18 protein-coding genes are annotated in these 15,319 nt (G+C 61.8%); all 18 read right to left on the bottom strand.

Features of this window, described 5'->3' with window-relative positions; genetic code table 11:
- Window positions 1–14: 14 nt before the first annotated feature.
- Window positions 15–1,085, bottom strand: coding sequence for a contractile injection system protein, VgrG/Pvc8 family (locus AAC691_RS15625; protein ID WP_342627583.1), 1,071 nt, complete (start codon window positions 1,083–1,085; stop codon window positions 15–17).
- Window positions 1,085–1,297: a tail protein X gene (locus AAC691_RS15620; protein ID WP_342627582.1), complete on the bottom strand. Its 213-nt coding sequence runs from the start codon at window positions 1,295–1,297 to the stop codon at window positions 1,085–1,087. Before AAC691_RS15620 ends, AAC691_RS15625 begins: the two co-directional genes overlap by 1 nt.
- Window positions 1,297–1,764, bottom strand: coding sequence for a phage tail protein (locus AAC691_RS15615; RefSeq protein ID WP_342627581.1), 468 nt, complete (start codon window positions 1,762–1,764; stop codon window positions 1,297–1,299). Before AAC691_RS15615 ends, AAC691_RS15620 begins: the two co-directional genes overlap by 1 nt.
- Window positions 1,764–4,466 (bottom strand): hypothetical protein, encoded by a 2,703-nt coding sequence (locus AAC691_RS15610; protein WP_342627580.1) that lies wholly within the window; start codon window positions 4,464–4,466, stop codon window positions 1,764–1,766. Before AAC691_RS15610 ends, AAC691_RS15615 begins: the two co-directional genes overlap by 1 nt.
- Window positions 4,467–4,593: 127 nt before the next feature.
- A complete protein-coding gene (locus AAC691_RS15605) occupies window positions 4,594–4,881 on the bottom strand; it encodes a phage tail assembly protein (protein WP_342627579.1) in 288 nt (95 codons plus the stop codon).
- 6 nt (window positions 4,882–4,887) lie between these two features.
- Complete coding sequence (locus AAC691_RS15600; RefSeq protein ID WP_342627578.1) at window positions 4,888–5,397, bottom strand: phage major tail tube protein; 510 nt, start codon at window positions 5,395–5,397, stop codon at window positions 4,888–4,890.
- Entirely contained in the window at window positions 5,397–6,875 is a 1,479-nt protein-coding gene (locus AAC691_RS15595; protein ID WP_342627577.1) for a phage tail sheath C-terminal domain-containing protein, read from the bottom strand. The genes AAC691_RS15600 and AAC691_RS15595 overlap by 1 nt, the downstream gene beginning before the upstream one ends.
- Before the next feature lie 80 nt (window positions 6,876–6,955).
- The gene (locus AAC691_RS15590; protein ID WP_342627576.1) at window positions 6,956–7,327 is read right to left on the bottom strand and encodes a hypothetical protein; all 372 of its coding nucleotides are present in this window, start codon (window positions 7,325–7,327) and stop codon (window positions 6,956–6,958) included.
- Between the two features lie 52 nt (window positions 7,328–7,379).
- Complete coding sequence (locus AAC691_RS15585; protein WP_342627575.1) at window positions 7,380–10,859, bottom strand: phage tail protein; 3,480 nt, start codon at window positions 10,857–10,859, stop codon at window positions 7,380–7,382.
- A gap of 10 nt (window positions 10,860–10,869) precedes the next feature.
- The gene (locus AAC691_RS15580; RefSeq protein WP_342627574.1) at window positions 10,870–11,397 is read right to left on the bottom strand and encodes a phage tail protein I; all 528 of its coding nucleotides are present in this window, start codon (window positions 11,395–11,397) and stop codon (window positions 10,870–10,872) included.
- Complete coding sequence (locus tag AAC691_RS15575; protein ID WP_342627573.1) at window positions 11,390–12,295, bottom strand: baseplate J/gp47 family protein; 906 nt, start codon at window positions 12,293–12,295, stop codon at window positions 11,390–11,392. The genes AAC691_RS15580 and AAC691_RS15575 overlap by 8 nt, the downstream gene beginning before the upstream one ends.
- Window positions 12,295–12,630, bottom strand: a complete 336-nt coding sequence (locus AAC691_RS15570) for a GPW/gp25 family protein (protein ID WP_342627572.1) — start codon at window positions 12,628–12,630, stop codon at window positions 12,295–12,297. Before AAC691_RS15570 ends, AAC691_RS15575 begins: the two co-directional genes overlap by 1 nt.
- Before the next feature lie 151 nt (window positions 12,631–12,781).
- Complete coding sequence (locus AAC691_RS15565) at window positions 12,782–13,195, bottom strand: hypothetical protein (protein ID WP_342627571.1); 414 nt, start codon at window positions 13,193–13,195, stop codon at window positions 12,782–12,784.
- A gap of 6 nt (window positions 13,196–13,201) precedes the next feature.
- Window positions 13,202–13,744 (bottom strand): phage baseplate assembly protein V, encoded by a 543-nt coding sequence (locus AAC691_RS15560; protein ID WP_342627570.1) that lies wholly within the window; start codon window positions 13,742–13,744, stop codon window positions 13,202–13,204.
- Window positions 13,741–14,289: a hypothetical protein gene (locus AAC691_RS15555; RefSeq protein WP_342627569.1), complete on the bottom strand. Its 549-nt coding sequence runs from the start codon at window positions 14,287–14,289 to the stop codon at window positions 13,741–13,743. The genes AAC691_RS15560 and AAC691_RS15555 overlap by 4 nt, the downstream gene beginning before the upstream one ends.
- The gene (locus AAC691_RS15550; RefSeq protein WP_342627568.1) at window positions 14,268–14,816 is read right to left on the bottom strand and encodes a hypothetical protein; all 549 of its coding nucleotides are present in this window, start codon (window positions 14,814–14,816) and stop codon (window positions 14,268–14,270) included. The genes AAC691_RS15555 and AAC691_RS15550 overlap by 22 nt, the downstream gene beginning before the upstream one ends.
- Window positions 14,809–15,144, bottom strand: coding sequence for a hypothetical protein (locus AAC691_RS15545; RefSeq protein ID WP_342627567.1), 336 nt, complete (start codon window positions 15,142–15,144; stop codon window positions 14,809–14,811). Before AAC691_RS15545 ends, AAC691_RS15550 begins: the two co-directional genes overlap by 8 nt.
- Window positions 15,144–15,305 (bottom strand): hypothetical protein, encoded by a 162-nt coding sequence (locus AAC691_RS15540; protein ID WP_342627566.1) that lies wholly within the window; start codon window positions 15,303–15,305, stop codon window positions 15,144–15,146. The genes AAC691_RS15545 and AAC691_RS15540 overlap by 1 nt, the downstream gene beginning before the upstream one ends.
- Window positions 15,306–15,319: the final 14 nt, after the last annotated feature.

Here is a 15,319-nt window from a genome sequence, read left to right as displayed (position 1 = left end):
TTCGTGAGCATCATTCAGCCCGATGCCGCCAGCGCCACGTCACTGACTGGACCGCCGGTATACGCCGACACGCTCGGGTCACTGTTCGGCCGCTCGGCCGATATTTCGCAAACATATCCGGCTTCCGCGTCCAGCCCGTGCCGCGCCTTAGTGACCAGCCACGTGCCGGCCACATCCGGGTCAAATGTGCTGTCTAGGATCAGCGTCGCCTCCCCTGTGATCAGGGGGTTGCCGGGCAACGTCAGGCGCAACCGGACAGCCCCGCGCGCCCGCCGCGCCATCTCGGCCTTCGCCGCCGCCAACGCCTCGGCCTGCGTCTTATATTTGCGCTTGATCCGCCGCACCGGGTCGCCGCTGCCAATAGAGACGGCATGCAAGGTCGCCTTGTGCGGGTCGTGATAGGTCGTCACGACTGTCCCGGGGGCCTGCTGGCGATCCTCGTCCCATTCCCACGTCGCCACGTCCGACACGGACAGATTGATGACCGGCAGGGCCGCGCCGGACGCCGATTGCGACTCGCCGCGCGCGACGAACAGCAGCATGCCGCCCGCCGGCTTGGCGATCGCGTCATACTGCCGCGCCAGCCGCACCAGAAACGAGATATCGGACTCGTCCATCTGATCTATATGCGGCAAGGGCACCGATGCCAGGGACGGCGACACGGACGCCGACATGCCGTGTTCCTGCGCCATCTTCTGGACCATCGCGCCGATCGTGGTCCCGTCCGCCCAGGCCCGTGTCTTCTGGGTCTGAAAATCGAGAACGCCCTTCGGCGTGCCCTGATACGGCGCAGCGTGCGCGCGAATCGTCAGCGTCTGGACGCGGCCGCCACCGCCGGCCCGACCGATCCCCGACACCACGAACATGCCCATGTCGGTCAGCGACTGGTCGTAGCCCAGCGACAAATCCAGCATCGCCCCGGTCGGCGGCTTGGCCAGGCGCTTGCCGGGGATGTTGTCCGCCAAAACTATTTCAAGCGAATCGGACATAAACCCCGTCTCGTCGTCCAGCGACAGAGACAGGAACCGATCCGCGATCAGGGCCGTGATATTGTTATCGTTCGCCGTGAGGGCGTATTGCGGCATCAATCCCACAGCTTGACCGCCGGGCTGGACGTCTGCGGGGCGACGATATCGGGCAGGTTGATCATCGTGCCGGCCGGCATGACCGCCCCTTGCGCCGCGATCCCGCTATTGGCCGCGAAAATCTGGCTCATGACCGAATCGTCACAATAGCCGTATTGAGCATAAGCGATGGCGTCCAGCACATCCCCATCGCGCGTCTGATATGTCAGCATTAGCTAACCTGTTTCAACGTAATGGAAAATTCGACCTTGAGCGGGTTCGTCTGCGCATTGAAATTCGATCGCGTCTCGCGGATCGCCAGGATCGCCCAATTCCCCAATACGCTCCCGTCCCCCAGGATCAGCGGCCACGCATAGCCCTGCCCCTGCATGATCCGAAGCTGATCCAGCGCAACGGTCGAACCGAACCGCTGCGGATAGAGGATGCCGGGGATTTCGATCACGTCCGATCCCGGGCCGGTGAACTGCCCCGCTTCCAGCCGCCCCACCTGCGGGATAAACGCCCAAGCCGCCTCGGTCGTGCGCGTCATTTGCGAAAATGCCAGCGTGTTCAAGCTGAATTTGAATCCGCCCAGGCTCATGAGCGCGGGCGCATTGCCCGTGCTCATGCTGCCGAGAACGGCCCCGATCTGCCCGATTGCGGCCTGTGCGATCGACAGGCCCGAAGAAAAGCTGACCATCAGTCGGCGTGATCATAGAGCGCGGCGCGCGGTGCGGGCGCTCGGGGCGGCGTAGTGGCAATCTGCCGCGCGAGATCGGCGCCAGACTGCCCAGGCTGTTGGGTGATATTATAATTGTGGGTCACGGTATCGCCCTGACGTGTGACGTTGGTTGTGCGATGCGAGATGGACGGCACGGCCGGCAGGGGAGCCGATCGGTGCTCGGCCGGCTGCGCTGCCGGCTGCGGGGCGGCCGCGGGCTGGGGCGCGGCGTGAGCTACGGCCGTTCCAGGCTGCGGCGCTGGCACAGGTTGCGGCGCCTGCGGGGGCGCGGTGCGCGCGACCGACGCCCCAGGCTTCGGGGACACAGGGGCGGCCTGTTTCTCGGCCGCGCGCACTACCGCCGCGCCGGGCTTCGGGGTGGCCGCCGGTTGCTCGGCCGGCTGCACTGCCGGCTTTTCCCCCGTCATCCAGTCGTAAGCGCGCGTCACCGCACCCGTCGCGCCGCTGATGGCCGCGCCCGCGTTATTGGCGATCCAGCCGATTGCGTTGATGACCCGACCCAAGGCCGACTCAACCACCCCAATCGCCGCCCCCACCGCGCGCCCGAACTGTATGCCGGCATCGGTGGCTGACGCCAGCCCAGCGGCACTCATATGCACCGGCTCAAGCATCCGGCCGAACCAAGCCCATACCGCCTTGGCCGCGCCTGCGATCGGCTGTAGGGCTGCGCCGATTTTGGCACCGGCTGGCGCAGCCGACGCCGCAATGCCGCGCCAGACGCCTGTCAAGAATGCCGAAATCGGCTCCCAATAACGCCGGACCAGAACCGCCCCGGCAATGACTGCCCCCACGGCAACAGCCACAGGGCTGACCAGCGCCGAAAACACAGCCCCGACGCCCTCGACCACGACGCCCAGGGCCTCCATCGCCGCTCCGGCCGCACCCAACCCACGGATCGCCGTCCCGATTCGGCCGATCCAGCGGATCGGCGCGCCCAGCACCCCCACAACGCCCAGCACGGCCGCCTTGACGGTGCGGCCGACCGTCACCCATCCGCGCGCGCGCGTCATCGACGCGGCTGCAAGCGCCCCCTCCGCCTCGGCCCCCGCAACGGTCGCCGCTGTGTTGCTCAACGTCGCCTCGGCAAGCGCGGCCTCCCGCTTGGCCGCCAGGAGAGAAAACCCCGCATAGGCGTTCAGCGCGGCCCCCGCGACCAGCAGCACCGGCACCGATGCGGCGAGGCCGACCGTAACCGCGCCGATCCCGACCGCCATATCCCTGGCAAGTCGTGGGTGGCGATCGGTGAATGCGTTTAAACGATCAATGGCATTCGCGGCCGACGCCAACGCGCGCGTGTAGAGCGGCAGGATGGAATTGCCTAGGCGCAACTGCAAATCGTCGGCCTGCGCGCGCAACCCGATTTCCCGGCCGGTGGCCGTGTCCTGGCCCTGCCGGAAATTTTCGTCAATGCCGTTCGCCCGCCGCGCGTTCGTGCTATCGCGTTCGATCTGTGTCTGATTGGTGAACATGGTCGCCAGCAGGTTCGCGCCGCGACCGTTCGTGATAATGCCGCCGATCGTATCAAGAATTTTCTGGCGATCGGTTATCCCCTTCTTCGCCAGGGCGGGCAGCAGAACTTTCTGCATCCACTCGAACGGCGACTCGCGCAGCAGCGTCGCCCCGAGGATCGCCCCTGGATTAAGCTGCGCCGTCTGCCCCGCCTTGTCATATTTGACCTTGGACGGATCCCCAATCAGGCCCAGGTTTTGCAGGTTGATCGCCGCCCGCTTCGTCGTCTTGCCCTGATACAGATTGCTGTATAGGGCCGCGATACCGGTTCCGACCGCGTCGCCGCTGCCCATGTCCTGGATCAGCGGGGCCATCTGATAGTAAAATGCATCGTTCGACATGGACTTTGCCGCCACGCCGCCACGCTGCACCATCTCGCGCCAATCCTCGGCCGTCACGCGGTTCCCGGTGGCCGATATCACGCGCTGGATATGGTCGGCCTGCCGGTCGAACTCCGACCGGCTGGACGCGCCGCCGCGCGAATCGATCACGCGCAGCATATTCATAAACTGCGCTGTGTTTTCCTCGCCGCGCTCTTGCCCGAACATGGCCGCGTTGCCGAACTTCATTCGCGCCAAGGTCGGCAGGGCGCGCTGTGCGTCGGACAGGTCGCCAAAGGTCGATAGCGCGTCGCGCATCAGTTCGACGGATTGGGTCTGCGATACGCCGTAGGCCCGCAAGCTACGGGCAAACTGCAATGCCTGCGCCGTTGTGGCCCGATCGAATCCCAGCGCATTCACACGCGCGGCCTCGGTCTGCATCGTCCTGGCCTCGCGCAAGCTGGTCGCCAGCGGAACGGCCATGACCGCCGATGCGGCCCCCGCCTTCGCCGCGACCGAACCCAGGCGGTCAGATACTCCCCGAATGCCCTGGCTTCGTCGCTCGGCCGCCGACAGTGCGTTCGATGCATTGCGCGCGCGATCGATCGCACGCGTCAGAACGTTATAGCGTTCCGCGAGATGATCCGTCGATTTCCCCGAAGCCGCCAGTGCATCGATAGATTTCTTTAAATCGGATGCGGTGCGATTGGCGGCGCGCATGGCATCGCCAATCTGCCGGAAACCCGCCTTGGTGTCCGAGAACGCGGCCCGCAATGATCCGTCCAGAAGGCCACCGATGATGATGGAAGCCTTCAAACGTTTATCGGCCATTACTTCTCTTTCGGCAGGCGGGAAATATAGTCAATGAAATCGGACGTGCTCAAATCAAGACACTCGGACAACTGCCAATGGCAGAAATGCCCGAGCGCCATGACCCCTTCGGAAACGTAATCGGGGCCTAGTCGAGAAAAAAACCGAATGCGTCCTGCAACCGACCATAGTCGCGGATCGTCAGGTCATCGACCTGCGCGGGCGTCACGCCGTCCGCCAGATGGGCGAACAGTTTGCCCTCGGCATCCGCCGTCGCCTTCTGCGATGCGCCCGCCGGAAACAGTTTCTGGTCGCGCACGGTCGGTTCGCGCAGGGTGATCTTCTCGCGCTGCGCACCGTCGAACGTGTAGGTCTTCGACAGGGCGACGGTGACGGAACCGTCAGGGTTGACGGTGCAGTAATCCTCTTTGGCCATCGGTCGTTATACTCCCAGGGCGTTACGGATGACCGCCAGGGCATCCACGCCGTTCTTGTTCCAGATCATGTTGATGACGTCGATCTCGTCCACGACGACGCCGCCGATCGTGTCTGAGTAATAGTTCAGGTTCATCGAAATCTTGACGGTCGCCACCTGCCCGATCTTCAACGTCCCTTCGTCCTTGGCCGTGACTTCACCGCGCATCGTGATGACGCGCTGGGTCACGGTGCCGTCCCAATCCTCATACGCGCCGCGCATGATGAAACTGGTATCATTGCCCTCGGTCGGATAAACCGCGCCGAGGATAACGGGGCTGAAATTGATGACGCTGAAATCGGTATCCAGCGCCTGAAGGCCCTGCTTCAGCTTGAGCGGCGCGCCCATACCGCCGCCTTTCCATTCCTCGGTATTCAGCGTCAGCTTGGGCGGGTTGAAATCGTTGATGTTCCCCGCGAACGAATTCGCCGCGAAGAACAGGTTATAATCCTTGAAAACACTGCGGGGACCAGCCATCAGCTATTGCTTCCGTTCCCGAAAATGGTGGTGATGTAATTGTTGTTGATGGACGAGCGGAACGTGATTCGCTCGGCGGGATAGACCGGACCGATGTCGAAATCGAAATAGGTCTGGCCGTTCATGACCGACTGCGGCGTGTTCAGCGCCGTATCGGCCCAGCACTTGCCGCCGGTGATCGCCCCCAGCGATTTAAGCTGGCGCAGAAACGCGTTGACCGAACCGACGACTTCATCGACGAAATTCGTGGTCACGCCATCGTCCACGAACTGCAATGCCGACGCCAGCAGCGAGGCGTTAACGATATCCACGGTGCGCGTCACGCACAGAAAGCTTCCGTCCAGCGCCCGATTGCCCCAGGTCTTGAATCCGGCGGACGCACGAATGACCGTCGAGACATAAGCGCCATTCAGCAGGTTCGCCGAACAGGACTCGTCGCCCAGGGTGAACGAGACGGGCCGCGCCAGGGCCAGAATGCCGTTCAGCGGTTTGTTGGACACGCTGGCCCACCAGCCGATCGTATTGTCCACGTATGCCTGCTTCGCCGCCCATTTGGCCGACTGCGGGAACGCAGTCATCACCCCGGCGCGGTTCAGCTTGATCATCCACGGGTCGATCATCATCACCCGCTGTCCGCCCTGCCCCGCCGCCGAAATCGCCGCCGCGTCCGACACGTTCGGACCGTCCGCGTAAATGACCGCGCCAAGCCGCTGGGCAATGCCACTCAGTTCAGCGATGACGGGGTTATCCGTGTTGCCCACGGAAATGGTGAACTCGGCCGGCGACGTTCCCGCGCCAGCGGCGGCCGGCATGGCGGCTGTCGTTCCGGATGCGGCGTAACCGCTTCCATTCTCGGTCACCGCGACCGACGACACAGCACCGCCCGCGTCCACCACGGCGTTGACCACCGCCCCCGTGCCCGCGCCGGTCAGCACAAGCTGATAGGTGCCCGGCGTATAGCCCGATCCGCCCTGTGTGGCCGCGACATTCAGGACCGCGCCGGCCGTGGTCTGATGCGTCCAGCCCGGCGCGCACAGCAGGCGCGGACGGTAGCCGGTCACGGACTCCGCATTCAGCAGCACATGCACGCCCAGGGCGTTGCCGTTGGCGTCCAAGCCGCCCACCACGTTCGGGATTGTCGCCGGATCGTAGGACGCGGGCGTCTGCGCGCCATTGGTCGATACCGCCTGGACACGCACCACGACGACCGCCGGGGTCAGTTCGTCCAGCATGTCCGCGATCGCCTGCGGCAGCGTGCCCACGTCGATATCGGTCGCCTGCGCATTGGCGATCAATGCGCCGATCAGTGCCGTATTGTTGCCGTTGACGAGGACGGGCGTATTGAGCGGGAATTGCGTCGGGTCTGCGAACGGCGCGGTGCCGACGATCCCGATAATGGACGTCGAGGTGACCTGGACGGACGTATCGCCGTCGCTAACGGTCTGGACCTCAGCCCCGTGAAGAAAATTGTTGGCCATCTATAACCGATGCTGGTGAAAGATGGCCAAACATATGGATGGAATTGAACCGCTGCCACGTCACGAGGCGACAAAGTGAGTTATTGCGGCGCGGCGGGGAGTTCCGTGCTCACGGTATCCGCTCCGTTCTCGATCGCCATCAGCGCCTTGAGGTATGCCACCCACGCATCCGGCGTCGGGTCGTTCAGGATGCTGAAATGGTCATAGACATATTTCCGGGCATGCGCCAGGGCAATCCGGGCTTCGTCCCGCACCGAATGCACGGCACGGAAATCACTGTCTTCCGTTACCGTGCTCAGGTCGATTTCCTCGCCGTCCGCACGCGATATCGCCCGGGGCGTCCCGTCAGGTCCGGGGACAATGCTCGCCCCCTTCGACTGCGCCAGGAACAGCGCGTGATAATCCCGCTCGGCAATGTCCACGGCGTCAGATGGTATGGTCGCATATTTCATGCTTCCGTGAAAAAAACCCTGCGCAGGTGAATATTTGATCGTGGTCATTTGGTTAATATCCAATCGCGATATAACGGAAGGCCGTATTGGCAAGCGCATTGGTGCCAGAATCGCGGCACACCACGTTGAACCCATTTGCCGCCACGCTAACGACGGCGATCTTATTTGCGTTCGCCCCGGTATCGATACACATAGTCGCCACGCCAGCATTCGGAAAATTCGTCGGCAGACTTATGAACGTTCCGTTCGTCCCGTCCGACGACGCATAGGACGCTATGCCTGCCATGAGATACCAACCGCCAGGAAGCTCGACGAAGCCGGGATTGTTCGTGTTATGGCTAAGCCCCCAGCCATTTTGCATGGCCGACAGGACATAGTTCTGTGTTGCGAGATAGCCGCTCCATGCGCCTGAATGGAACCATGGGGCGCCCGTCCCCGAACTCCAGTGGATCGCATCGCATGGCGAGTCTCCGGACGCCATATAATGCGTGCTGGAAACGTAGTTTGCATCAACCCATGCAGTGTTTGGAACGTTCAGTCCTGTCGAACCCGGAACGTCAGACGGCGCGTTTTGAAGCCTTACAGAGCCCGCCGGTCCATCAAAATATACGCTCTGGTTGAAGCCAGCTTCGCCATTGAATGTCGCCGTTCCGCCAGCAGTCAACCCGCCGTTGGCGTTAATATTACCGCTGACAGTGATTGAACTACTGAATGTCCAAGGAACAGACGTTTCCGCAGTCAGGCTCTCCGTTCCGATGTTGAAGAACGGGTTTCCGTCGTGCCGCAGGACGAAATTCCCATCATTCTGGAAATTCGCCGCAAAGGCATTGCTCGGCCCATAGTTCACATTTACGAAATTGCTCGTTCCGTAAATATTTCCGGTATTCAGCGATATGCCGGTGTTAAAATAAACCGAACTGCCGGGCGTATTGGATGTTATCGTGTCGGTATACAGCCACTTCCCGGCATTGACGTGGATATCGCTGTAATGATCGACAATGCCGTTGAACGCCATATGCCCGCTGACTATCCCGCCATTGGCGAGGCTCAGGAAGCCGTTCGTGACCCATCCAGTCGTCGGAATCCGCTGCGAGCTATCGCCAGCCGGCGGCGTCGTGGTCAGGCTGCTGGAAAACAGCAGCGCCATAGTGCCGCCGGAGATATCCCACTCGCCATTGCCACGGCTGGTCAATTCCATCGTGTCGCCAGCCTGAAGCGTAAGCTGCCCCCATTGGGCCGTGGGCGAATGAAGGAAATCGGAGCCGGATGCCGCCACGGTCACCGTGCCGGGCGTCTGGTTAAATACAGTGATCAGCCCGCCGGCCGGGACCCCGGAACCAGTCGGCAGGGTCATGACGCCGCCGGACGGCCCACACCACTGGACTGCCTGCCCAACATTGGCGTTAGTAAGCTGGGTATTGCTGGCGTAAGCAACGATGCCAGAGTAGCTACCCAGGGCGCGGCGCACAAACGATGTGCTGGCCGCCCGATACCCGTTGTCGAACTGCGCGGCCTGCGGGACGAACACGCCATTGGCGTTCTGCGCCTGGAAATATGCCCCGCTGGGGACAATAACGCCGCCATCATTCTGCACCGACAAGAACGTCTGCCCGTTCATCCCGGCCTGCAAAATATTCGCGCCATACCCGGCCGGCGCGTTGAACAGCCCCAGCGCAACCTCGCCGGCCTGCTGCGGACCGATCTGCAACCACGTGCCCGAGGAATAACCGCTGCTGATCGTCGCGCCGCCCGCAATGGCTGCGCCCTTGTTCGCGTAAAACGCGCCGTTGGTATTGACGTTCGGCGTGCTGTCGCTGCCGCCGGTCCAGAAGATCAGGCCGTTCCCCTTGTCCCAAATGGACATATGGCCACCGGCTTCGAACGTCATCCAGCTATTATTGCTGTTCCAATAAATAGACTGGTTGTTCCCGCTGGACAGCGTCGCATTGCCAGTCAGGTTCAGAACGGAGCCGTTATTGATCGACATGCCCAGGTTGATCTGGACCTGCCCGCTGGCGCGCGGAATCCAAAACGGCGTCGAAAGATAACCCCCGCTATCGGAATGCGCCGTGATATAGAAATCGGAACCCGCGTTATTTCCGGTCTCGCCGGAATTATTCGCGCCGAAATCCCAACGGTTTACGCCGGACGAATTCAGGAAAATATTGCGGAATGTCCCTGCCGCATCGTCGCGCGTCAGGTATGAATTCGCGGTGATGCCGCTGGTGAACTGCGCCGACAGCCGCGCTATGATCGTGCCCAGCCCGACCGAAAGTTCGGCCACGCTGCCGTTATAGACGACGAAATTGCCGTCGCCCTGGAACCCGGCCTTATTGCTTCCGCCCGGTCCATACAGCACGTTGAAATTGTTTGCCGGGCCAGCAACCTGCGGCGCGACGATACCGGACGGCATGGACACAACGCCACTCGGCCGGTCGATCATCAAGGGGCTGTCGATAAATGCACCGCTATCGTCAAACCGCGAAATGCGCAATTCCGATCCGGAATTTCCGCCCGACTCAACCGACGCGTCCACGCATACCGCAAACCGCGACAGGCCGGACGATTGGAACAGCATCTGCCTGTTCGTGGCCGCGTTGCCGTTGACATAGAACGTGCCGCCGTCAACCGCCAGCGTTCCCGACACGCTGCCACCAGACAGCGGCAGGCCCCCGATATTCGCCAGAGACTGGACCGGGTCATGCACGTCCGACAAATTGTTCTTGCCGCGCAGAACGTCGCTGTAACCCGTCTGCTCGTTCTGAACGAGCGTGATCTTGTCGCCGTCATTCCCGGCCTGCGCCAACGTCAGGCTTGTCGGACTGGTCTTGCCCCACTGGTTCTGTTCCAGGCGCAGTCCATTGATGAAGACCGCGAGGCCCTCTGTCGTAACCGTATTCAGGTTGACGACCGTCTGGCCGGCCGCCAACGTCTGGTCTTCCTCGATCGTATCGACCAGCACCTGAACGGCTGCGCTCGGGTCCACCCATTCCCAATCGCCGTCCGCGTTCGACTTCTTTGCCAGGACCTGCGCCGTCTGCCCGCCGGGGAACACATGCGCCGGGGTGACATAATTCTCGACCCACAGGCGCGTTGCGACGGAAACGTTTTCGTCCACATACAGGGACACGTCATCGGCGTTCGCGGCCTTGAACGTCATGGTCACGACAACCTGACCGAACGCCCCCTCACTGGAACTCGGCTTATAAACAGACGGCAGGTTGGCAACGGCGAACAGAGACCCGTCAGATGTGAACAGGCCGGCCTCACGCATCGTATAGCCGCCGCTTTCAGCCGGGATGATCGCCTCGGCCGTAAACTGCGTTGCGTCCTCCGTGCTCTGCGCAATCGCATTCAGCGCGACGCGGAAAACCTCCCGGACCAGTCCCGTCTGGCTGGGGTTCGGCGTCACGGGATTGCCCCCACCATCGCCGATCGCCATCTGTGTCAGGCTGATCTGCGTTCCGGCGGCCTGTGCGGCAGTTTCCAGCGACAGACCATAGTTCGTTTTGATGGTGGTATAGTTTGCCATATATTCTATATCAGACGCTGATGGTCATGCCAAAGCAGGTCGCCCCGGCATGCACGGTTTCACAATTCAGATTCGCGGCCATATCAATAGAAGAAAGAACACTGCGCGCATTCTTCGTCGTATTGATGATATTCATGACGTTCGCCCAATCAGTATTGGCAACGTCCGTCGATTCGATATTGAGGATGCCTCGGAACGTATAGGGCGCACCGACCGGCGTATCCGCGAACCATTCGACGATCTGCAAATTCAGGTTCAGCGCGCCGATTGCGGACTTTACCGCATAGGCCGTGCCCTTCTGGCGATGCACGGCGAACGACGCGGCGACGGTCTGGCGCTTCTGCGCCTCCGACCAGTTATTATCCCAATTCTCGACACGCCACGCCCAGGCCAACCAGGGAAGCCATTGGACGGGGATCGTCGCTGGGTTATTGACCGTCCGCCCAAGCTGCGGAATGGTCGCCAATTGATCGGCGGCGGCCATCTCCATCGCGCTTTCAAGCGGCGTCGCATTCGGCGGCAGCAGGCTTTCAGACACCCGGCGTCCCCGCCACGGTGATGTTTATCCCCGTGCAATACGGTGCCTGCCCAACGGCCCCCGGAATGTCTCCGCCCCAGCCGGACAGCGAAACGCTCTGAACGCCTGTCTGCTGCAACGCGGCATAGATGCCGGACGTGGCGACGCCATAGCCGATCCGCTGGACCGACGCGGCATAGGCCGCTGCGGCCGCCTGCGCCGCTGACAGAACCACCGACTGGTCCGGCCCCTGGAACAGCGTCAGGACGGCCGTAATGCTGTAATTGACCACGGTTGCCGGCAGAACCTGCACATTGTCCGTCAGCGGCCTGACCGTATCCGGTGTCACCGCGTTTGAAACTGTTTGCAGCAGAGCCGCGTCCGGAACCCCGTTCCCCACGGTCGAGAGAACATAGACATTCACCGTCCCAGGCGACGGCGTGGATACGTCAGCATCCAAAACCAGGGGGCTGGCCGACTTCGCGAAATAGATATAACCGGCGGACGGACCCGCCGTGCTCAGCCCCTCGGGCGCAAGCTGGATACGGCTCCGATAGGGCGTGTCTTGTTCCATGACGGCAGGCGTGGGCGGAATTGTCGTATTGTCCGCCGGGGTGATCGTCAGGCGCTGAACGCCCAGGTTCGCGCCGATCTGGTCCAGGTCGGGCCCCTCGGCATAGGCCAGCATTACAGCCTGGATCGCCTCGTTCCGGTTCTGGACTTCCAGCGCCAGGCGATATGCGAACGTTTCCGCCAATTTCATGATCGGGTCGGACTCGACCAGCGCGCTATATTGCGGATAGCGCGTTTTGAAGTCGGCCAGAAGATTTGAAAGTTCCGTCTCGGCGGAAACAGGCGCTATGGCCTGCGGCGGCGGAAGTCCCGCAAGATCAATGACGGTATAGTTTGCAGAAGGCATTAAGAGATTACAATTCCGTCAATCTTAATCGGCGTTCCGTTCGGTAAATAGTTTCCGCTAACACTGATGGTCATGGAGCCGACGCCCGGCGTGACCTGCACACCCATGACCTGAATACGCGGTTCCCATTCGATTAGCGCCTGAACAGTCGCGGCGTATATGTCCATGACGCCGGACTGGTTCATGCATGAATCGACCAGCTCTAATAATTGGCTTCCGTAGGTCCGGCGCATGACGCGGGAACCTATCGGCGTCGTGAGGATATCGCCCACCGACTGCGCCAGATGGGCGAAATCCCCCAGTTCCTTCCCTGTATTTCTGTCAACGCCAATCAACGCGGCGACCGTCCCGGCACGAGTTCTGAATGCGGGCCAAGGCTCTTTCTCAATTCGTCCCCGTTCAACCTGCCCGTTCCGGGATGATCACCACCCCCCGAACCTAGTCGGTCGCGCTCTCCGGCGACACGTCATGAGGCGACAAAGTGAATCATCCGGCAGAAAGCGCGACTTGCGCGACGGCGGGCAAATTGACGGTGCAGCTTTCGATTTTTGATGCCGCCTCCATGATCGCGCTTTCCAGATCGGAAATCGCCGCCTCAAGCGCCGCGATCTGCTGGATGTAATTCTCAACCGGCGCAACATATGGCTGAAGGAAAGAACTTATAAAACCTTCTATCCATGTCACGATCTTCGTCAAATCTGCGCTTGGCGAAACCAGCAGACTCATGATGGGCTGAAGGAACGCGAATTGCTGCTTGATCGCGTTCAACTGCGCATTCATGGAATCCATCAGTTCGTTGCCGAGGGCCTGGATTTCCTCGCATGTCTCGGCCGCCTCAATCTTGATCTTGGCGGCAGCGAAATATGCATCGTTGATAATCGAACTGCCTTGCGGGTTCATTCTGCCTCACATGATGTTCGTGATGATGCCGTCTTGCACTGTAACGATTGCACCGGTCGGCGTGGTAAATGACCCCGTGGCACCCGTGCCCGCCGACAGATTTCCGCCCGCGTCAATGTTCTGCGATGCCAGAATGGCCGGCGCATTGACTGTCACACTTTTCCCGGCGTTCACGACAATGCCGCCGTCCGGAATATTCGCGGTGAGAATATGCGTCCCCGGATCGTATGTCAGCGTCGCCCCGTCCGCGAAACGCTTGGACCACTGTGCCCCGGTTCCCGGTGCGACCTGCGCATCCTGCGGGATCGCACCCAGGATGACGCCCTGCGACACGTCGCCCCACAACGCCAGCACGACCACCTGTTCGCCCGGCACAGGTGCCCACCAGTCATAATCGACATATGCCCGCCGGCTGATCCAATACAGCCAGTCTGTCGTCACGTCGCCAATCGTGACCGTGGCCATATTCCCCTGGACGGCCGCGATCACCCCGATCCGGACCATATTGGCGATCTGCCGGTCATGGTCGCCTAATGCCCGCGCATTCATGCCGGCCAGACCTTCGTATAGTCCGCCACATGGTCCGGCCCGATATTCGGCGCGATGCCCACAAATACCGCCTGCGGAACCGGTCCAGGCGTCCATATGGACGTTCCAAAAAATGCCTCACGATGCACCCATTCCACCCGCCAGATGGACCAGCGGCCGGATACAGCCGGCCGGAAATCATCCGTCATGCCGGAAATCACGATGCCCGGCGACACGCCCCCGCCGAACCGGTTCTTGTTCACGAACGCGGCCAGGGCCGCGCCCGCCAACCGCGCCTGTATCGGCCCACTGGCATCATTCTGTCGGCTGAACAGCAGCCGCGCGGAGAAACGCAGGGACAGGCAGACCTGCCCGTTTCCGGGGTCTGTATCGCCGTCCTCGAACTCGTCCATTTCCAGCAGGCACGCCGGGGTCGGGATTTCCTCGGATTCGTCATCCTGATAAAACGCGACCGTTCGGAATGCCGGAAACGCCGCCGCAATCTGCGTCTGGATGGCAGAATGCAGGGCGTTTAAATCGGTCGTTATATCGTTCGGGTCCGCCATTTCAGTTCCCGTTCCAGCACGCGCATGTATTGCGCCTCAAATTCCGGCGTGCCCATGATATGGTCGGCGATAAAGTCCATCGCCTGTTGATAAATATTCGCTTCGACGTCTTCGACCGGCAGGCGTTCGCGGCCCTGGCGTTTCAGAACGCGCATGCGCCCGGTCTTGCGCGACGCGGTGACGAACGCGCCGCGCTCATAATAGCCGCCATCCCGCGTGACCACGCCACCGCGATCCTCGACCGGGCGCAGATCGGTGAACGGGATCGCGTCGAGGCCATACCAGACCTTCGCGCCATGGATATATCCCTGCACGCGGAACCGCTTGAGGCGGCGCCGCAAAACCTTCTGCGGAATCCCCAGCCTTGCGGATAGGCCGCGCACCGATCGCGTCAGCATCCATTGCGCCATGCGCTGGTTCGTCGATCCGACTGCCTTGCCGATATAGTCGCCGCCTGGGTCCAGCGCGCGCACGATCGGCATAAATTCTTCCCAGCTTTCGAACTGGTCCAGATTGACGTTAAGCATTGGCCGTCCGCGACAGCCTCAATACCGCCATGCCGGTGCCGTCCGGTTCCGGGTCATGCACCAGCCAATATGGCTGGCTGAACACCTGCACCCCGCCGACCGTCTGTGACAGCGTGATTACCGCACGCTTCTTGAGCCCCTGCACATCCGACCATCTCGCCGTCCCCCACGGCTCGGCCGTATTCATGTCATACGCGCCCAATTCGTGGGAAAAATACGCTTCCTCAAGGATGACGGGGAATGTCTGGCCGCCGGCCGTGGTGGCCGTAACGGCGAAATCGTCCAGGCTCAGGAACGCGCCCAAATCATCCCATGCGGGCGTCGGCATCAGACCCTGCGGCGGCGCTTCGGGACGGGCGTGCCGGGCGGCCCGACGCGCTTGTTATGAAGCTGAAGCCGGTATTCGGGTGCCGGCAGTTCGATCGCATCCCCGACTTCCAGGCGCTTGCCATCGAGCCAGAACGGTTTCAGGACAACACAGGGTTTCATATGCGCTCCGTTAG

Origin of the sequence: Nguyenibacter vanlangensis (assembly GCF_038719015.1) — a bacterium.
Classification (GTDB): domain Bacteria; phylum Pseudomonadota; class Alphaproteobacteria; order Acetobacterales; family Acetobacteraceae; genus Gluconacetobacter; species Gluconacetobacter vanlangensis.
The sequence above is the reverse complement of the archived record's forward strand: the minus strand, read 5'-3'. Positions and strand labels throughout refer to the sequence as shown.